This window comes from Pseudomonas marginalis, from assembly GCF_900105325.1.
Lineage (GTDB): Bacteria > Pseudomonadota > Gammaproteobacteria > Pseudomonadales > Pseudomonadaceae > Aquipseudomonas > Aquipseudomonas marginalis.
Window position 1 is genome coordinate 1,611,218 of the sequence record NZ_FNSU01000003.1, and the last position, 18,597, is coordinate 1,629,814.

Below are 18,597 nucleotides of genomic sequence, written 5' to 3' on the forward strand. Positions count from 1 at the left end.
ATCCCATGGTCTTTTCCACTCCGTTCAAACGCCTGCTCCTGGGCACTGCCCTGGCCCTTGGCCTGGCCACCTGCGCCCACGCCGCCGACCTGCAACCGCTGCGGGTGGCCAATCAGAAATCGACGATCAAGACGCTGCTGGAAGTCTCCGGCGAAACGAAAAACGTGCCCTATGAAATCCAGTGGTCGGAATTCCCGTCCGCCTCGCCCCTGGGCGAAGCCTTGAATGCCGGAGCCGTGGACATTGGTGCCCTGGGCGACGCGCCCTACGTGTTTGCCCTTGGCGCCGGCGCCTCGCTAAAGGTGGTCAGCATCATCCACGCCGAAGGGCGTAACACCACCGCCCTGCTGGTGCCCAAGGATTCGCCGATCAAGACGGTGGCCGACCTCAAGGGCAAGAAAATCGTCACCGGGCGTGGGTCCATCGGCCATTACCTGGCGATCAAGGCGCTGGCCACGGCCGGCCTGACCACAAAGGATGTGCAGTTCATTTTCCTGCTGCCCAGCGAGTCGCGCCTGGTGCTGGATAACGGCACTGTCGACGCCTGGTCGACCTGGGACCCCTACACCACCGTCGTCACGTCCCAAAGCCAGGCGCGGATCCTGGCCAGCGGCAACACGCTGTTGAGCAACCACCTGTACCTCGCCGCCACCCGCCAGGCCATCGCCGACAAGCGCACGCAGCTGGACGACTTTGTCGCCCGCGTCGACCGCGCCTACGCCTGGGCCAATACCCACCCCGACGAGTACGCCGCCGCCCAGGCCAAAATCACCGGGCTGCCGCTGGCCGTGCATGTGGCCGTGGCCAAGGAAACCCGCCTGAGCCCGGTGCTGATTGACGACAGCGTGATCAGTGGCCTGCAGGCCACCGCCGACACCTACCAGCAAGAAGGCCTGCTGCCCCGGCACATCGACGTGTCCCAGGGCTTCGACACGAGCTTTAACGCCAAGCGCGTCCCCAACAACCAAGCATCACGCTGAAGGAGCAGAACATGAGCACGCCACATCAATTGAAACCCCGCCATTTGAAATTGGGCGCCATGGTCCACGGTGTCGGACACGGCTGGGGCGAATGGCGCCATCCGCAGGCGCAACCGAATGCCAGTACGAATTTCGGCTTCTACAAACAGCAGACCGAACTCGCCGAAGCGGCCAAGTTCGACTTCGTGTTCATCGCCGACAGCCTGCACATCCATGCCAAGTCCAGCCCGCATTACCTCAACCGCTTCGAGCCGCTGACCATCCTCTCGGCCCTGGCCGCACTCACCAGCCATATCGGCCTGGTGGCCACCGTGACCGTCAGCTACACCGAGCCCTACCAGGTGGCGCGCCAGTTCGCGTCCCTGGACCATATCAGCGGCGGTCGCGCCGGCTGGAACGTGGTGACCTCGTGGCTCAGCGGCACCGCCGACAACTTCGGTAAAGCCGAACACCCACCCCATGCCGTGCGCTACCGCATCGCCAAGGAACACCTGAACACGGTCAAGGGCCTGTGGGACTCCTGGGAAGACGACGCCTTTGCCTACAACAAGCAAAGCGGCGAATTCTTTACCCCGGGCAAGCTGCATGCGCTGAACCACAAAGGCGAGTTTTTCTCGGTCAAAGGCCCGCTGAACATTGCGCGCTCGCGCCAGGGCCAACCGGTGATTTTCCAGGCGGGCACGTCCGAAGACGGACGTAACTTTGCGGCGCAGAACTCCGACGCCATCTTTGTGCATGTGGAGAGCATCGAAGAAGGCCTGGCGTATACCCAGGACCTCAAACGGCGCGCCAAAGGCTTTGGCCGTGACGCCGACAGCCTGTCGATCCTGCCGGGCATCCGCCCGATTGTCGGCCGCGACGAGGCCGAAGTGGAAAGCCGCTACCAGCAGGCCGTGGAGCTGGTCACCGTGGAAGACGCCATCGTCGCCCTCGGCCGCCCGTTCAACGACCACGACTTCAGCCAGTACCCGCTGGACGCCCCGTTCCCGGAACTCGGCGACCTGGGCGCCAACAGCCAGAAAGGCGGCTCCGACCGCATCAAGCAACTGGCCAGGGACGAAGGCCTGACCCTGCGCGAAGTGGCGCTGCGCTTCTCGCGGCCCAAGCGTGATTTTGTCGGCACCCCGGAGCAAGTCGCCGACGCGATCCAGACCTGGTTCGAACGCGGCGCCAGCGATGGTTTCATCATCAACTCGGTGCTGCCGGACGGCTTGCAGTACTTCACCGAATTGGTGGTGCCGGTGCTGCAACAGCGTGGCCTGTTCCGTAGCGAATACACCGGCCACACCCTGCGCGACAACCTTGGCCTGGCCGTACCGGCCAACCGTTACAGCATCGAGGTGGAAGAACCGCAGGAGGCGCTGGCATGAGCGAATCCCTCACTGTAGGAGCGAGCTTGCTCGCGAAGATCGTTAACGATAACGCGGGACATCTGACTCCCCTCGGCGCTCTCCGGTTTTTCGCGAGCAAGCTCGCTCCTACAAAATTACGGGTGATCACCCCATGACCCAACCGTCTCTACGCTCCGTGGAAGTCGCCAACTTCGACGCCCTGCTCGAACGCCTCAGCACCGAACTGGCCGGCACCGCGCACCTGTATGACGAGAGCGGCGCCTTCCCCCATGCCAACTTCCAGCGGCTGCATGACCACGGCCTGGTCGCCCTCACCGTGCCCAAAGCCCTCGGTGGCGGCGGTGCCAGCCTGCCCCAGGCGCGCAAGGCGATCAGTGCAATTGCCAAGGGCGAACCGTCCACCGCACTGATCCTGGTGATGCAATACCTGCAACATACCCGCCTGCAAGACAGCAAGACCTGGCCGCCCCATCTGCGTACACAAGTGGCCGAGGACGCGGTGCGCAACGGCGCATTGATCAACGCCCTGCGCGTCGAACCCGACCTCGGCACCCCGGCCCGTGGCGGGCTGCCGGCGACCACCGCCGTGCGCACTGCCGAGGGTTGGCGCATCAGCGGGCGCAAGATCTACTCCACCGGCAGCCATGGCCTGAGCTGGTTCAGCGTATGGGCGCGCAGCGATGACACCGACCCGCTGGTGGGCGCCTGGCTGGTGCCCAAGGACAGCCCCGGCGTGAGCATCATCGACACCTGGGACCACCTCGGCATGCGCGCCACCTGCAGCCATGAAGTGCTGCTCGACAACGTACTGGTGCCGCTGGACCACGCCGTCAGCGTCAGCCCCTGGAGCGCGCCGCAACCGGAACTGGATGCCGACGGCTTCCTGTGGATGTCAGTGTTGCTGTCCTCGGTGTATGACGCCGTGGCCCAGGCCGCGCGGGACTGGCTGGTGAACTGGCTGGAAGAACGCACGCCGTCCAACCTCGGTGCGGCGTTGTCGACATTGCCGCGTTTCCAGGAAACCGTCGGGCATATCGACACCCTGCTGTTCGCCAACCGCAGCCTGCTCGACGCCGCCGCCGACGGCCACACCCCGGCCGCCAACGCCGCGCAGTTGAAGTACCTGGTCACCCACAACGCCATCCGCGCGGTGGAGCTGGCCATCGAGGCCTCCGGCAACCCCGGTCTGTCACGCCATAGCCCGCTGCAACGCCACTACCGCGATGTGCTGTGCAGTCGCGTGCATACCCCGCAGAACGATGCGGTGCTGCAAGGTGTCGGTAAAGCCGTGTTCGCCCAACGCCAGAAGGAACGCACATGACTCAGGTGATTATTGCCAGCCAGTTGGACGAAGACTACAACGAGGTGATCCGCGCACGCCTCACTGCGATCCACCCCGGAGCCCAGGTGATCGGCGTGCCGGCGGGCGTGCCGAGCGACCTGCCGCCCCAGGCGAATATCCTGCTGCTGCGCCCGATCAACGTGCGCGGCTACACCGCCCCGGACACCCCGCCACCGGGCTGGCCCTACGGCGCGCAATGGGTGCATTTGGTCTCATCGGGCATCGACTTCTACCCGCAATGGCTGTTCAACGGCCCGCCGGTGACCACCTCCCGGGGCAGCGCCGCCGACAACCTCGCCGAGTTCGCCCTGGCGGCGATCTTTGCCGCGGCCAAGCATTTACCGGACATCTGGGTGAAGGACTCGCAATGGAATTTCACCGCCCTGCGCCCACTCAAGGGCATCACCCTGGGCATCCTCGGCTTTGGTGCGATTGGTGAAAGCCTGGCGCAAAAAGCCCTGGGCCTGGGCATCAACGTTGTGGCCCTGCGTCAGAGCCAGGCACCGTTCGGCGCAGGAGTGCAGGCCGCCAACGACATCCACGACCTGTTCGCCCGCGCCGACCATCTGGTAGTGGCCGCGCCACTGACCGACGCCACGCGGCATATCATCAACCGCGATGTGCTGGGCAGCGCCAAGCCGGGACTGCACCTGATCAACATCGCGCGCGGCGGCTTGCTCGATCAGGAGGCGTTGCTGGAGGCGCTGGATAACGGCCGGATCGGCCTGGCATCGCTTGACGTGACCGAGCCGGAGCCCTTGCCGGATGGGCACCCGCTGTACAGCCACCCACGGGTGCGGTTGTCGCCGCATACGTCGGCGATTTCGACCAATAGCCGCAACGAGATTGCCGATACGTTTTTGGCGAATCTGGAGCGCTACGTTTCAGGGATCGCACTGGCGAATCTGGCTAACGCCTGATGCCGTTCAAAAATGTGGGAGGGGCGGTGCGACGATTCGACTTGCTCCCGATGGCGGCCTTCGGGCCGACCATGTCGTTGGATTTGACCGAGTACATATCCGTTGCTGCGGTAACGGCGGCTTAGGGTTCCGCCCTTACGGCGGGTCACTTTTGGAAAAGAGCCCCAAAAGTAACCAAAAGGGCTCTTGCCCCACCACTCGGTACCTCGCCTAGGCTCGGTATGCCCGAACGCAGGCTTGAATCCGTGGGCCGCCGTCATGGGCCATCCTTGGCCCAGGACGGCTAACCCGGCGTCCTGCCGGGTTACCCACGGATTCAAGCCTGCGTTCGGCCAGCGTGGTTAACGGGGCGCCTGAGATCAAGATCAAAAGCCAGAGCAAAAGCAGAGCAAAAGCAGAGCAAAAGCAGAGCAAAAGCAGAGCAAAAGCAGACCGAGGTCTAGCTGATATGTGGAGATCCAAATGTGGGAGGGGCGGTGCGACGATTCGACTTGCCCCCGATAGCGCCGGGTCAGTTAAAAAATAAGTGACTGACACTCCCTCATCGGGGGCAAGCCCCCTCCCACATTTACCGAGTACACCAGACCCAACTCCGGTCGGCTCTAAGGCCGCCGCGCTTTGGCTTTTGATCTCAAATCGCCCCGTCAAACACGCTGGCCGAACGCAGGCTTTGGAGCGTGGGTAACCCGGCAGGACGCCGGGTTAGCCGCGCTGGGCCAAGGATGGCCCATCGCGGCGGCCCACGCTCCAAAGCCTTCGTTCGGGCACACCGAGCCTAGGCGAGGTGCCGAGTGTTGGGGCGAAGCGTTTTTGGTTACTTTTGGCGCTCTTCCAAAAGTGACCCGCCGTAAGGGCGGAACCAATAGCCGCCGTGACCGCAGCAACGGATATGTACTCGGTCAAATCCAACGACATGGTCGGCCCGAAGGCCGCCATCGGGAGCAAGTCGAATCGTCGCACCGCCCCTCCCACATTTGGTTATGCGGCCAGACGAAAAATATCATCAGATATACGCATCATAAAAAATACTTAAATGCATATTTTTAATAATTAACATATAACAAAACGGACTTTTACGAACGCCTTTCCTATCCATATTGTTATGTCCAGCACCGACCCCTGACCAGGTGGAGGCCTTGCCTGAACCACCACTTTCTCAGGGTCCTACCATGAGCCACATCGCCGCGCCCAATCGCCTCACCCTTGCTGTCTCCCTCGCCCTGTTCGGCGCGTACACCCACGCCGATGACGCCGCGCTACCGGTGGTCAATGTCACGGCCGAGCACCGCAGTGAAGACTTGCAGAAAACCCCGCTGGCGATTTCCGCCTTCGACGAGAAGAGCCTCGACGACAAGCAGATCCGCAGCGTGCGCGACCTGTCGGGCCAGGTGCCGAACCTGACTCTCAGCCGCCAGTCGATCTCCTACAGCGCCCAGACCTATGGCATTCGCGGCATCGGTGAAACCGACCCGATCCAGGAAGCCGCCGTGGCGGTGTACGCCGACGACTTGTACATCCCACGGGCGATTTCCTCGATGCTCGACTTCAATGACGTCGAGCGCGTCGAAGTGCTGCGCGGCCCCCAGGGCACCCTGTACGGGCGCAACAGCAGCGCGGGGGCGATCCGCGTGATCACCCGCGACCCCAATCAGGAAACCCGTGGTTTCGTCGAGCTCGGTGCGGGTAATTACAATGCGCAGAACGGCCGTTTCCTGATCAGCGGCCCGCTGGTGGACAACGCGTTGTTCGGCAGCTTTTCGGCGATCCGCCTGAGCCGCGACGGCACGGTGTCCAACCCGACCCGGGGCAAGGATGTCAACAACGTCGATATCCAGTCCTACCGCGGCAAGCTGCGCTACAAACCGGAGGATTCACCCTGGGATGTGCAGTTGACCCTGGCCGGCACTTTTGACCGTGGCGACACCACCAGCTACTCGCCGTTCGACGCCAATGGCCGTTTCGACAAGTTCAAGAGCTACAGCAGCCTCGACCCGAAAAACCGCCTTGACCAGGGCAGTTCGGTGTTGCGCGCGATCTATGCGATCAACGATCACTTGAATGTCAAATCGGTCACTGCATGGTCGTCCTTCAACCAGCCGGTGGACTACGACAACTCTGGCCAGGCCGCGCTGATCCAGAACAACCTGATCCTCTACAAGCAAAACTACGCCACCCAGGAATTCCAGCTCAACGGCGACTATGACGACTTCAGCTTCAGCACCGGCCTGTACCTGTACCGCGAACGCTTCGATGCCGACCGCGACAACCTCACCTACTCCATCGCACGCAACCGGGTGATCGGCCAGGGCCAGTACAGCACCACCAACACCGAAAGCTACGCGCTGTATGGCCAGGGCACCTACAAGATCACCCCGCAGCTGTCGCTGATCGCCGGCCTGCGCTTTACCCGCGAACACAAGAACTTCGAGTTCACCAATTACGCGATCAATACCGACAGGCAGATTACCGGCACCAACTTCGCGGCCGAGTCGAGCAAATCCTGGCAGTCCACCAGCCCGAAAATCGGCTTCGAATATGCCTGGACGCCGCACCTCAACCAGTACGCCTACGTCGCCAAGGGCTTCAAGGCCGGCGGATACGACAACCGTGCGCCGACCCGCGCCGCCGCCGAGCAGGCGTTTTCGCCGGAAGACGTGACCACCTGGGAAACCGGCTTCAAGGGCGACTTCTTCGACCAGCGCCTGCGGGCCAACGTCGCGCTGTTCTACAACGACTACAAAGACCTGCAGACCAACGCCTACGACCCGGCGCTGGGGGTGAGCCTGCGCACCAACGTCGGCCAGGCCCACACCTACGGCGTCGAGCTGGAAACCCTCACCGCCCTGAGCCGCGACCTGCAACTGAGCGCCAACCTCGGCTACCTGGAGAGCCAGTACGACGACTTCCAGAACGCCAGCGGTGCCGGGGTCGATGCCAATGGCAAACAACTGGTGTTCTCGCCGCGCTGGAACGCCAGTGTCGGCCTGAACTACACCATTCCCGCAGGCCTGCCGGGCACCTGGCTGGCGGGCACGGATGCGCAGTTCCAGACCAAGTCCTACGCCAACGCGCTGAACGACGACATCCAGGAAGTGCCGCAGCAAACCTTCTGGAACGCCAACACTCGCTACATCAGCGGCGACGGCCACTGGACCACCACCCTGGCGGTGAAAAACCTGCTGGACCGCGCTTACCCGCAATCGGTGGGCTATGTGCCGTCCAGCGGCGCCCGTTATTACTCGGTCAACGATCCGCGCACGCTGTTGCTGTCGGTGCGCTATGACCTCTGAGTGCGTTACTTGATGCGGTAATGGAAGGTATTGCGCACCGCCGGTACGGCCACGGCCTTGCCATCAACGATCCTCGGCTGGTAGCGGAAAGTGTTCGCCGCCGCCAGTGAAGGCCGGATAAACAACGGGTGGCAGCCGTCCAGCACCTTGGGATTTTCCACGCGGCCTTGGGTGTTGACGCTGTACTCCAAGGTGCAGTCGCCCTCGATGTTCTTGTCCAGGGCGCGCTCGGGATAGTCCGGTGCCTCCTTGCTCAGGGGTTGGTATTGGCGGCTGTCGAAGGCCGGTGCAGGGGCTGGCGCGGGGGTGGCTGCCCGGGCTTTTTCAGCGGCCAGGCGTTGCTGATCGAGGCGTTGTTGTTCCAGCTCGCGGTTGCGTTGTTCGCTGGCCAGGCGTTCCTGCTGCTGCTCGAGTTTCTTGTCTTCGACGCGTTTACGCGCCAAGGCGGCTTTCTCGAGTTTTTGCGCCTGGACCTGTGGATCGACCACGGGCTTTACCGGCACCGGTATCACCACCGGTTCCGGCGGTACGGGGGCAGCCACCACCGGTTCAGGCTCGGGCGCTGGCGCCGGTGGCAGCATGACCAACTGCGTGTGCATCACCCGAGGGGCATCCACCACGGGCTTTTGCGTCGACCAGCCCAGCATCAACGCGGCCAGCACGCCGACGTGCAGCGCCACCGCCAGGCTGGCGGCGAGGCTGTTTCTCCAAAACCCCGAAGCATCCCGGGGCGCCATCGTCAGGGTGGGACTGTGCATGATCATCGCCGTCATTGCGGGGCCTCGGTCACCAGCCCCAGGTTGCTGACACCACCCTTCTGCAACACCGCCATGGCCGCGACCACACGGCCGTAACCGGCGTTGTCGTCGGCGCGGATATAGACTTGGGTGTCGCTGCGCGCCGCCACCACCTGCATGACCTTGGCGCCCATTTCATCCAGGCTCACGGCGCTGTCGGTCTGGTGCTGGGTATCGAGTTCGCCGCCGAGGTTCCAGTAGTAGCCACCGTCGGCCTTTACCGACAGCGTGAGGATCTGCTGGCGGGTGTCGGTGGCCAACGCCTCGGCGGCGACCTTGGGCAGGTCGATCTTCACGCCCTGGGTCAGCATCGGCGCGGTGACCATGAAGATCACCAGCAGCACCAGCATCACGTCGATATACGGCACCACGTTCATCTCGGCCTTGGGCCCGTGCTTGCGTTGCGGCCTGACTAACATGGGAGTTGCTCCTTTCAGGCGGCGACGGCCAGGTTGATCGACGTACCGCGCAGGGTGCGGTGCAGGCGTACCTGCAGCTCATTGCCAAACGCGTAGTAACGGGTGAGCAGGGTCTGGCCGCGCGCCGCGAAGCGGTTGTAGGCGATTACCGCCGGGATCGCCGCGAACAGGCCGATGGCCGTGGCGATCAAGGCTTCGGCAATGCCCGGCGCTACGGTGGACAACGTCGCCTGTTGCACCTGGGACAAGCCGATAAACGAATTCATGATGCCCCACACCGTGCCGAACAGGCCGATGTACGGGCTGACCGAACCCACGGTCGCCAGAAATTGCAGGCCCTTTTCCAGCTCGATTTCCTGCTCGGTGATCGCCACCTGCAAGGCCCGCTCCACGCCTTCGAGCACCGCCGGGTCATGGCTGTGCAAGTGCTGGTATTCCTGGACCCCGGCGATAAAGATCGGCGCAATGCCGCCCTCGCCCGCCTGTTGGATCTCACGGGACAGTGCCTGCAGATCCGGCGCGGCGCGAAAGCGCTGCACAAAACCGTTCAACTGACGCTCCAGGCGGCGCAGCACACTGCCGCGCTGGATAATCAGGTACCAGCTGAGCAAGGACGCCAACAGCAAGGTGAGCATGACAGCCTTGACCAACAGGCTGGCGTCGCTGATCAGTCCCCAGATCGTCATATGTTCCATCGTCGCGTGCATAGTGAATCTCCCATTCGATTAAAAAGTGATGACCGGTTGATGACGGTTCACGGCAATTTCAATGCGCGGGTGACCTCGGCCCAGGGTACGAACTTGAAGTTCTGGGTTTGCTCGGGCATGCGCTTGCGCCCGTCCTGCACCACCAGCATGCCTTGGCTCCATGGCCCGCCGAGGTTGATGGCGGTGACTTCCAGGCCATCGGTTTCCGACGCACCGTCGATACCGGCGGCGGCGTTCAAGCCGACGCGAAAGCCGCCGTGCACGGCAAACGGCGGTTCGGCATCCACCACCAGGTAGCTGTCATTGCCTTGGCTGGAGATCACCAGGTAGTCATGTTTATCGCTTTGGTACAGCGCCAGGCCCTCGACATCCGCATGCAATTGCGGGCCGACCTTGATCACGCTGGTCAACGTCGCCGGTTGATCGGCGCGCGCATCCACCGCCCACACGCCGACGTCTTCCTCACCGATAAACAGGCGCTGGCGCTGGTCGTCGGCCACACAGCCTTCGGGTTGGCTGTCGACCTTGAACTGACGCACCAGCTCGCCATGCACACGGCCGTCCGGCGCACTGAGGCGGTATTGCAGGAAGGTGCCGTCCTTGCCGTTGGCAATCGCGTAGATCTCGCCGCTGGCGGGCTGGAACAGGCAAATGCCATAGATTTCCTTGAGCGGCGTGGGCACTTCACCGGCCTCTCGCAGCTCGCCGCTCTGGCGGTCGATGCTGAACAGGCTCAGGCTGTTGTGATCGCGATTGCTCGCCACCGCCAGGTCCACCGTTTGCGCGCCAAGCTTGAAGTTGGGGCGTACGTCGACGTTATTCAGGCGGCCCACCGCCAGTTCCTGCAACAGCTTGCCGTCGAGGTCGTAGGCGAGCAGGCCCTGTTTCTTGTTGGTGCCGAGCACACGGCTGTTGGCCGGGGTTTGCGGGTGAATCCAGATCGCCGGGTCATCCGCCGCATCGCCCTGGCGGCCGACCGGGTCGCTCTGGCGCAAGGCCGCGACTTCCGGCAGCACCGCAGCCGCCGCGACGGGCGTGGCCTGCCAGTCGAGCCTGGCCTGGTAGAGCGTGCCGCTGTCATCATCGCGCACCAGCAGCTGGCGGCCATTGAGCGCCAATTGCTCCGGCTCTTTCAGGCCCGGCAGGCCCAGGCTCGGTTGCTCCACCCAGCGCTCGCCGGTGTGCTGGAACAGGTGTAACCGGGCGGTCTTCGGGTCCAGGGCAACCACACCACCGGGTACCAGCGCCATGGCCCCGGCTTCGCGCTTGGGAGTGTCGAACAGCGCCACCGGCGTGCGTTTCACCTCGGCTTCCGGGTGCGCCGGGTAGGCCCACCAGCCGACATTCTCTTCATTCACCACCAACTGCTGGGTGGCGTCGTCCACCTGGCAGAACTGCGCCGACGGCGGCAGCGGCAGACCCCGTACACGCTGGGGGGCGGTGAGCAGCGTCGCGCCGTTGCCCACCAGCCATTGCTCGCCCTTGCCCTCTTCGCCCACCAGGAACACAAACAGATTGGCCGCGGCGTCGCGGTACAGGCACAAGCCATTTACCGGGTAGTCGCGGGTCGGCAGGTACAGCGGTTTGCCCCAGCTTTTGCTGGCGCTGTCCAGGCTGATCAGCAACGCCTGTTGGCGCTCGTTGTCGAGGCTGGCGACCAGCACCTGGGTACCTGCGGCGCGGATGTCGAGGCTGCTGAAGTTACCGTTGAAACGCGCCAGCTCGGCGCCCTGGCTGTCGAGCAGTTGCAGGCCGTCGCGGGTGCTGGTGGCCAGGCGCTCGGTGGTGTTGGGCAGGAAGGCCACGGCTTCGGCCTTCAAGGATGGCGCCCAAGGCGTCAGGGTCAGATCGGCAGCCAGTGCATGAGTGCAGGTCAACACCGATATCAGCAAGTACAGCTTGGAAATTCTCATGTACAAACAAATCCTTCGAAAACAATGGAGTTCCAATGTGGGAGGGGGCTTGCTCCCGATAGCGGTCAATCAGTGAAGGATGCACAACTGGCCCCCCTCATCGGGAGCAAGCCCCCTCCCACATTGGAATCGAGGTGTGAGTTAGAAATGAGTGAAGGTCAGTCCCACCTTGTAGGTCGGGCCGTACTCTTCGTATTGGCCGTTGTAGCTGCGGTGGCCGGTGTAGACGAAGTACGACTCATCGGTGAGGTTCTGGGCTTCGAAGCTGACTTGCAGGTTCTTGGTCAGCGAGTAGCGCGCGCTGAAGTCGACGAAGGTCTGGGCGTCGACGTGCAGGTCGTGGGCCTTGTCGTTGATCGAGGCCAGTTCATACAGGTAGGCCGACTTGTAGTTGGCCGACAGGCGCAGGCTGAGCTTGTCGTCCTCCCAGCCGAGCATCAGATTGCCGACGGTGTCCGACTGGTTGGGCAGGCTGATGTTGCGCTTGCGATTCGTGCCGCTGGCGGCGTCGAAGCCTTCGATATCGGCGCTGGAGCGGCTGAAGGTGCTGTTGGCGCCGATCAGCAAACCGTTCCACGGTGCGGGCAGCCAGTCGAACTTCTGTGAGTAGGCCAGTTCCAGGCCGTAGAGCTTGGCGCTGTCGCCGTTGGCATAGGTGTGAGCCTCGGAGAAATTGGTCCAGGCGCCGGTGCCGGCGAGGTCGGTGTTGTAGACGAAATTCTTGATGTCCTTGTAGAACACAAACGCCGACACGGTGCCGGCGCGGCCCATGAAGTGCTCGATACCCAGGTCAAGGTTGCTCGATTCCAGGGGCTTGAGGTCCGGGTTGCCGAAGGTGGCTTCGTCATCGTCGATCACAAAACCCGGCGCCATCTGGCCGAACGTCGGGCGCACCACCGACTTGGTCCAGGCCGCGCGCACCTGGGTGTTCTTGTCGATCTGGTAGCGCGCATGCAGGCCCGGCAGCCAATGGTGATAGCGGCGCTTGGTCTCGGTGGGCGTGAACACGCCATCGGTGGCACCCGTACCCTTGGCTTCGAACTCGGTGCCTTCGTAGCGCAGCCCGGCGATAAAGCGCCAGTCGTCAACGTCGAGGGTGTTCATCAGGTAGCCGGCGTTGATGTCCTCGCGGATGGTGAAGTCGTTGACCCGCGATTCGGTCTCGTCATAGAAGTCCGCCGGGTTGAGGCTGCCGATCAGCTGCTTGATGGCACCGGGGCTGATGCCGGGGCCGTAGTTGCCCAGGCGATAGTCGACGCTGCCCTTCTGGAAGCGGCTGAGGTTGAGTTGGTCGGCACTGAAGCCGAGGGTGTCGAAGTCTTCGTAGACCCAGGCCTCCAGGTCGTTGTCCTTGTTGCGGCGGCTGACCTTGCCGCCGAACTTGACCTGGGACGCATAGCCGCTCAGGTCATAGTCGCGAGCCAGGTCCAGGCGCAGGTTTTTCTCGGTGTCCGTGGTGTTCTGTTTTTCCCAGTCGACCTTGTCGAGGCTGAAGTTGCTGGCGTCGTAGAAGCCGCTGCCGATGATCGGGCGGGGTTTGTCCTTGTCGTAGAAACCGCTGCCTGCAAAGTCGCCGCCGTCGAAGGTGGCGCCGGCGATATGCGCCGGGCTGTCTTCGCTGGACTGGCTGTAGCCGGCCTGGCCGCTTAAGGTCCACAGGCCGAGCATGCGTTCGCCGCCGAATACATAGGATTGGATTTCCTGGGTTTCCTCACGGTTTTTCAGCTTGCGCTTGCCCTCGGCATCACCCAGTTGGCCCGGGGCCTGGGGGTCGGCAAACTCGATGCTGGTGGAGTTGCGGGTTTCGGTGTCGGTGTAGCGGCTGTAGAGGGTGCGCAGGTAGTAGCTGCTGAGGTCGTCGGGCTTGTAGTCGAAGTTCAGGCCACCGCCGGCACGCTCGCGGCTGATGTCGTAGTCGCGCTGTTCGAACTCGTTGAGCCGGGCGCCGTCGGTGAAGTCCCAGGCGCCGCCGGTTTCGACGTTGTCCGAACCGAAGTCGCGTTTCTGCCAACTCAGCGCTGCGGCGACGCCGAAGTTGTCAATGCCGTCGCCGAGGCTGAAACGGTTACTGGCGGCGCCGGAGAATTTCGGGCTGGTCTGGTGGGTGTTCTTGTCGTAGCTGGCTTCGCTGCTGCCGGTGTAGAACAAACCTTTATGGTCGAAGGCCGAGAGGCTTTGCACATCGACGGTGCCGCCGAGTGAATTGGCGTCCATGTCCGGGGTGAGGGTCTTGATCACCGACAGCGATTGCACCAGTTCCGAAGGCAGTACATCGAGGGCCACGGCGCGGCGCGCGCTTTCCGGGGCGGGCACCAGGGTGCCGTTGATGGTGACGCTGTTGAGGTCCGGGCCCAGGCCGCGCACGCTGACAAAGCGCCCTTCGCCCTGGTCGCGCTCCACACTGATGCCCGGCAGGCGCTGCGCCGCTTCGGCGACGTTCTGATCCGGCAACTGGGCCACGCCGTCGGCATGCACCACGCTCTTGATGCTGTCGGCGCTGCGTTGCTCCTTGAGCGCCTGGTCGATGGCGGCAGCCTGGCCGACCACCTCGACGTGCTCGGTGGCGCTCGCTTCGGCGGCGCTCAACCGTTCACTGGCCATCGCCAGGGCCAAGGCGGTAAGCGTAAAGCTGACGAGCCCGGTGCGCTTGTACATGCAATCCTCCCCAAGAATCCGTTGGCGCCAGGCAAGGGGCCCGGCAACTGGGAGGGCACGCTAGGGGTGGGGGATGACGGTTCTGTGACAGGGGACGGCGCGAAGGCCTGTAAACCGGGGTTTAGAGCAGTCCTGCAGGTGCAAATGAGCTGATATGACCTGTGTAGATCCCCTGTTATCCCCCCGACGGGTTCACTGAGGATACGGGGGGCCTGCTTCGCAGACCGGCGCGGGGCAAGCCCGCTCACCACAGCAAGCCTGCTCACCACATCAAGCCCGCTCACCACAGCAAGCTCCTCCCACATTTTTTGATCGCCCGTGTGTTTGAGCTGAGCTGATTCGACCCTCCTCCACCGTCATCCAACGGTCACATCCATCTGCTGTGCTGGCGCCCACCACTCATTCGCCCAAGGACCTGCGGCCATGTTTTCCGTGCTCAAGCCCCACCGCTGGAAACTCTCGTTGCTGCTGATCGCGGCCAACCTCGGGCTGATCCTGCACCTGGCCTGCGGCGAGTTGAAAAGCGTCAGCGAATGGGTGTGGCTGGATATCTTCGGCGAAGGCGGTTCCGCCCTGCTCGCTCTGGTATGGCTGGGCCTGGTGCTCAAAAGCCGCCCCGCCGGGCGCGTCACCAATTACCTGGCGCTGGGCCTGTCGTGCATCTTTTTCTCCTGGTGGATCGACAGCCTCGACGAATTTATCCGCCTGCCCGACAGCATCACCTGGGACCACTGGCTCGAGTCCGGGCCGATGCCGGTGGGCATGATCCTGCTGACCATCGGCATCTACCACTGGCACCGCGAACAACTGGCGATCAGCGCGCAGATGGAAAAGCGCGAGCGCTTGTTCCGTGAACATCGACTGTTCGACAAACTCACACCGCTGGCCGGCGCCGACTACCTCAAGCGCCAACTGGCCGACAGCCTGCAGGACAGCCGCGAGCAGCAACAACCGCTGTCGCTGCTGGCCCTGGACCTGGACAACTTCGCCGCGATCAACCAGGCCTACGGGCATGCCGAGGGCGACGCGGTGTTGCAGGCCCTCAGCCATTTGCTGCTGCTCAACCTGCGCCGCCAGGACCTGCTGTGCCGCCTGGCCGGCGACCGTTTTGTGGTGCTGCTGCCCAACACCGGCGAACGCCAGGCCAAGGAGCTGGCGCTGGAGTTGCAGCAAGCGGTGCGCGGCCTGGCCCACAAGACCCGGCAACAGGGCGAACGCCTGCAACTGGCGGCGACCACCGCCGTGGTCATGGCCCTTGAAGAACCGCCCCAGGACTTGCTCAAGCGCCTGAACCTGGCATTGGCCAGGGCCAAGCAACCCCTTGCGAAAAGTGCCTGAGATGGCCGTGAAAACCAGCTGGTATGAAGCCGACAGCCGCTTTATCCCAGGGCATTACCAACCCGCCACGCTGATCGACCTGGCCTTGTCCCGCGACATCGACAGCCATCGCCTGCTGCGCGGCACCGGGCTGTTTCACGAGGACATCCTGGCCGGCACCGCGCACCTGAGCCCGCAGCAGTTTTTCGGCTTGATCGGCAACAGCCGCAAGTTACTGGACGCCGACGACAGCAGCTTCCTGTTTGGCCAGCGCCTGCTACCGGGCTATTACGGCGCCGCCAGCCACGCCCTTGGGCATGCGCAGAACCTGCACCAGGCCCTGGAAATCCTGATCCAGCAACAGGTGCTGCTCAGCCCGTTGGCCACCCTGCAACTGGAACTGGATGAGCACCACGCCTACCTGTACTGGCTGGACAGTTGCGGCGCCGGCGAACACTGGCGCTTCCTGCTGGAAGCCAGCATGACCTCGCTGGTTGCCATGAGCCAATGGCTCAGCGGCGAACGCCTGCCGTGGGCGTGCAGTTTCAGCCATGCCGAACCGCGTTATATCGAGCAGTACTGGGTGCATCTGGGCGAAGACACGCGCTTCGAGCGCCCGCTGGACATGATGACGATCCCGCGCGAATACCTCACCCGCACCTGGCCGGGCGCCTCGACCACGGCCGGCCAGGTTGCACGTCGGCAAGCCCGCGAGCAGATCGAGCAGCTGGGCTTTGCCGGCAGCTTTCTCGACTGCCTCTACGAGTACCTGCGCGACCAGGTGCGCCAGCCGCCCAGCCTCGAACAGGCGGCCCAGGCCTTCGCCATGAGCCCGGCGACCCTCAAGCGCAAGTTGCACAAGCACGACACCGGTTTTCAACAGCAGGTGGACCGAGTGCGCAAGCAGGTGGCGTTGCACCTGTACCAGGTCAAGGGCTACAGCAATGATGAAGTGGCGGCGTACCTGAACTTCAACGATGCGGCGAATTTCCGGCGCTCATTCAAGCGCTGGACCGGCAGCACCCCGAACCTGATCCGCCAGCTGTTCAACAGCCGCTAGCCAGGCGTTCGCGCAGAAACTCCACCAGCGCCTGCACCGGCCGTGAGCTTTGCCGATGCTGGGGATACACCGCCGACAGGGTCAGGGCTTCGGGGGCAAAATCATCGAGGAGCGTGACCAGCCGCCCGTCCTTCAAGGCGTCGCCGACGATGAAGGTCGGCAGGTAGGTGACGCCCAGGCCGGCGACGGCGGTATCGCGCAGCAACTCGCCGTTATTCACGCGCATACGGCCGGTGACATTCAGTGCTTGCAGCTTGCCTTTGAAGCGCCATTGCACCTGGCGGCCATGGCCGTAGGGCAGGCAGTCGTGTTCGGCGAGGTCTTCGGGTTTAAGCGGCGTACCGCGCAGTGCCAGGTACTCGGGGCTGGCGCAATACACGCGCTCGATGCTGGCGATACGGCGAGCGATGAGGGTGGAATCTTCCAGGGTGCCGATGCGCAGCACCAGGTCGTAGCCCTCACCGATGAGGTCCACCGGGCGGTCGCTGAGGTCAACTTCCACCGACACCTGGGGATGGCGCTGCAAGAACACCGGCAACAGGCAACCCAGGTGCGCCATGGCGAACGACAACGGCGCACTCAGGCGAATGGTGCCGCGCGGTTCACTGTTCTGGCCGGCGATGCCCTGCTCCACTTGCTCGACTTCACCGAGCAGGCGCAAGGCGGACTCGTAGTAACTCTGGCCCAGGGGCGTGACATCCAGGCGGCGTGTGGAGCGGTTGAGCAGGCGCACGCCGAGGCGATCTTCCAGCTGGATCAGGCGGCGGCTGACGAATTGCTTGGACAGGCCCAATTGTTCGGCGGCGGCGGTGAAGCTGCCGGATTCCATGACCTGGCAGAACAGGCGCATGTCTTCGAAGGGGTTCATTGTCGCTTCTCGGTAGACGATGGGCTGTTTTATAACTGGATGGTCGCAACACCACAAATCAAATGTGGAAGGGGGCTTGCCCTAATGCCAGTCAGTTAAGGCTTTTTGTAGGAGCGAGCTTGCTCGCGAAAAACTCAAAGGCGCCGCGTTCATTCAGGAAGCACGCGTTATCGTTGACGTTTTTCGCGAGCAAGCTCGCTCCTACAGGAGGCGATGTACGCTTAACTGACTAGGCATTAGGGCTTGCCCCCGATAGCGGTGCATCAGTCAACAATACTGAGACTGACACACCGCAATCGGGGGCAAGCCCCCTCCCACATTGATCACCTACAGGCTGAGAACAACTTACTTGGCCGTAAACGCCGAGTAGCTGTTCATCAGGTTGCGGTAGTTGGGGATGCGCGGCGACAGCAGGTTGGCCAGGCCTTCCATGTCGTTGCGCCAGTCCACTTGCAGCTCGCAGGCCACGGCGAACCAGTTCACCAGTTGCGCACCGGCGGCGGTCATACGCGCCCAGGCGGCTTGTTGCACGGTTTCGTTGAAGGTACCGGAGGCGTCGGTGACCACGAACACCTCGAAGCCTTCGTCGAGGGCGCACAGGGTCGGGAACGCCACGCACACGTCCGTCACCACACCGGCAATGATGATCTGCTTACGACCGGTAGCCTTGACCGCCTTGACGAAATCCTCGTTGTCCCAGGCGTTGATCTGGCCAGGACGGGCAATGTACGGCGCGTCCGGGAACAGTGCCTTGAGTTCCGGCACCAGTGGGCCGTTGGGACCGCCTTCAAAACTGGTGGTCAGGATGGTCGGCAGGTTGAAGAACTTCGCCACGTCGGCCAGGGCCAATACGTTGTTCTTGAATTCGTTGGGGGAGAAATCCTGCACCAGGGAGATCAGGCCGGTCTGGTGATCCACCAACAGCACCACGGCGTCATCTTTGTTCAAGCGCTTGTAAGTCATGGGTTAACTCCTTT

At 63.2% G+C, this 18,597-nt stretch carries 14 protein-coding genes; 7 read left to right on the plus strand and 7 right to left on the minus strand.

Annotated features, from left to right (window positions below):
- The first annotated feature begins 5 nt into the window (after positions 1 to 5).
- The 5 genes from BLW22_RS16315 to BLW22_RS16350 all read left to right on the plus strand — a co-directional run bounded on the left by BLW22_RS16315 (position 6) and on the right by BLW22_RS16350 (position 7,884).
- Positions 6 to 980, plus strand: a complete 975-nt coding sequence (locus tag BLW22_RS16315) for an ABC transporter substrate-binding protein (RefSeq protein WP_065948163.1) — start codon at positions 6 to 8, stop codon at positions 978 to 980.
- A gap of 11 nt (positions 981 to 991) precedes the next feature.
- On the plus strand, positions 992 to 2,350 hold the full coding sequence (locus BLW22_RS16320) for an LLM class flavin-dependent oxidoreductase (protein WP_074847036.1): 1,359 nt from the start codon (positions 992 to 994) through the stop codon (positions 2,348 to 2,350).
- Positions 2,351 to 2,483: 133 nt separating this feature from the next.
- A complete protein-coding gene (locus BLW22_RS16325; RefSeq protein WP_065948161.1) occupies positions 2,484 to 3,653 on the plus strand; it encodes an acyl-CoA dehydrogenase family protein in 1,170 nt (389 codons plus the stop codon).
- Entirely contained in the window at positions 3,650 to 4,594 is a 945-nt protein-coding gene (locus BLW22_RS16330) for a D-isomer specific 2-hydroxyacid dehydrogenase family protein (RefSeq protein ID WP_065948160.1), read from the plus strand. Before BLW22_RS16325 ends, BLW22_RS16330 begins: the two co-directional genes overlap by 4 nt.
- Before the next feature lie 1,169 nt (positions 4,595 to 5,763).
- Complete coding sequence (locus tag BLW22_RS16350; RefSeq protein WP_074847038.1) at positions 5,764 to 7,884, plus strand: TonB-dependent receptor; 2,121 nt, start codon at positions 5,764 to 5,766, stop codon at positions 7,882 to 7,884.
- 5 nt (positions 7,885 to 7,889) lie between these two features.
- On the opposite strand, the gene BLW22_RS16355 is transcribed toward BLW22_RS16350, so the two are convergent.
- The 5 genes from BLW22_RS16355 to BLW22_RS16375 form a co-directional block, all read right to left on the minus strand.
- Entirely contained in the window at positions 7,890 to 8,657 is a 768-nt protein-coding gene (locus BLW22_RS16355; protein ID WP_074847039.1) for an energy transducer TonB, read from the minus strand.
- The gene (tolR, locus tag BLW22_RS16360; protein ID WP_027607142.1) at positions 8,654 to 9,100 is read right to left on the minus strand and encodes a protein TolR; all 447 of its coding nucleotides are present in this window, start codon (positions 9,098 to 9,100) and stop codon (positions 8,654 to 8,656) included. The genes BLW22_RS16355 and tolR overlap by 4 nt, the downstream gene beginning before the upstream one ends.
- Positions 9,101 to 9,114: 14 nt before the next feature.
- On the minus strand, positions 9,115 to 9,807 hold the full coding sequence (tolQ, locus tag BLW22_RS16365) for a protein TolQ (protein ID WP_074847040.1): 693 nt from the start codon (positions 9,805 to 9,807) through the stop codon (positions 9,115 to 9,117).
- Between the two features lie 47 nt (positions 9,808 to 9,854).
- Positions 9,855 to 11,720: a phytase gene (locus tag BLW22_RS16370; RefSeq protein WP_074847041.1), complete on the minus strand. Its 1,866-nt coding sequence runs from the start codon at positions 11,718 to 11,720 to the stop codon at positions 9,855 to 9,857.
- A gap of 141 nt (positions 11,721 to 11,861) precedes the next feature.
- Positions 11,862 to 14,375: a TonB-dependent receptor gene (locus tag BLW22_RS16375; RefSeq protein ID WP_074847042.1), complete on the minus strand. Its 2,514-nt coding sequence runs from the start codon at positions 14,373 to 14,375 to the stop codon at positions 11,862 to 11,864.
- Between the two features lie 423 nt (positions 14,376 to 14,798).
- On the opposite strand from BLW22_RS16375, the gene BLW22_RS16380 reads away from it, so the two are divergent.
- Positions 14,799 to 15,713, plus strand: coding sequence for a GGDEF domain-containing protein (locus BLW22_RS16380; RefSeq protein WP_024074876.1), 915 nt, complete (start codon positions 14,799 to 14,801; stop codon positions 15,711 to 15,713).
- A 1-nt stretch (position 15,714) separates the two neighbouring features.
- Positions 15,715 to 16,752, plus strand: coding sequence for an AraC family transcriptional regulator (locus BLW22_RS16385; RefSeq protein WP_065948155.1), 1,038 nt, complete (start codon positions 15,715 to 15,717; stop codon positions 16,750 to 16,752).
- Here BLW22_RS16385 and BLW22_RS16390 read toward each other — a convergent pair.
- Both BLW22_RS16390 and ycaC read right to left on the minus strand, forming a co-directional pair.
- Positions 16,739 to 17,620: a LysR family transcriptional regulator gene (locus tag BLW22_RS16390; protein ID WP_065927198.1), complete on the minus strand. Its 882-nt coding sequence runs from the start codon at positions 17,618 to 17,620 to the stop codon at positions 16,739 to 16,741. The two genes, BLW22_RS16385 and BLW22_RS16390, sit on opposite strands and share 14 nt — an antisense overlap.
- A gap of 345 nt (positions 17,621 to 17,965) precedes the next feature.
- Positions 17,966 to 18,583, minus strand: a complete 618-nt coding sequence (gene ycaC, locus BLW22_RS16395; RefSeq protein ID WP_027607149.1) for an isochorismate family cysteine hydrolase YcaC — start codon at positions 18,581 to 18,583, stop codon at positions 17,966 to 17,968.
- Positions 18,584 to 18,597 lie beyond the last annotated feature (14 nt).

Bases quoted from the DNA above. Each gene is read 5' to 3' on its own strand.
- BLW22_RS16385 (WP_065948155.1), top strand. From the start codon at position 15,715: ATGGCCGTGAAAACCAGCTGGTATGAAGCCGACAGCCGCTTTATCCCA.
- ycaC (WP_027607149.1), bottom strand. From the start codon at position 18,583: ATGACTTACAAGCGCTTGAACAAAGATGACGCCGTGGTGCTGTTGGTG.
- BLW22_RS16320 (WP_074847036.1), top strand. From the start codon at position 992: ATGAGCACGCCACATCAATTGAAACCCCGCCATTTGAAATTGGGCGCC.
- BLW22_RS16380 (WP_024074876.1), top strand. From the start codon at position 14,799: ATGTTTTCCGTGCTCAAGCCCCACCGCTGGAAACTCTCGTTGCTGCTG.
- tolR (WP_027607142.1), bottom strand. From the start codon at position 9,100: ATGTTAGTCAGGCCGCAACGCAAGCACGGGCCCAAGGCCGAGATGAAC.
- BLW22_RS16350 (WP_074847038.1), top strand. From the start codon at position 5,764: ATGAGCCACATCGCCGCGCCCAATCGCCTCACCCTTGCTGTCTCCCTC.
- BLW22_RS16325 (WP_065948161.1), top strand. From the start codon at position 2,484: ATGACCCAACCGTCTCTACGCTCCGTGGAAGTCGCCAACTTCGACGCC.
- BLW22_RS16375 (WP_074847042.1), bottom strand. From the start codon at position 14,375: ATGTACAAGCGCACCGGGCTCGTCAGCTTTACGCTTACCGCCTTGGCC.
- tolQ (WP_074847040.1), bottom strand. From the start codon at position 9,807: ATGCACGCGACGATGGAACATATGACGATCTGGGGACTGATCAGCGAC.
- BLW22_RS16315 (WP_065948163.1), top strand. From the start codon at position 6: ATGGTCTTTTCCACTCCGTTCAAACGCCTGCTCCTGGGCACTGCCCTG.
- BLW22_RS16355 (WP_074847039.1), bottom strand. From the start codon at position 8,657: ATGACGGCGATGATCATGCACAGTCCCACCCTGACGATGGCGCCCCGG.
- BLW22_RS16330 (WP_065948160.1), top strand. From the start codon at position 3,650: ATGACTCAGGTGATTATTGCCAGCCAGTTGGACGAAGACTACAACGAG.
- BLW22_RS16370 (WP_074847041.1), bottom strand. From the start codon at position 11,720: ATGAGAATTTCCAAGCTGTACTTGCTGATATCGGTGTTGACCTGCACT.
- BLW22_RS16390 (WP_065927198.1), bottom strand. From the start codon at position 17,620: ATGAACCCCTTCGAAGACATGCGCCTGTTCTGCCAGGTCATGGAATCC.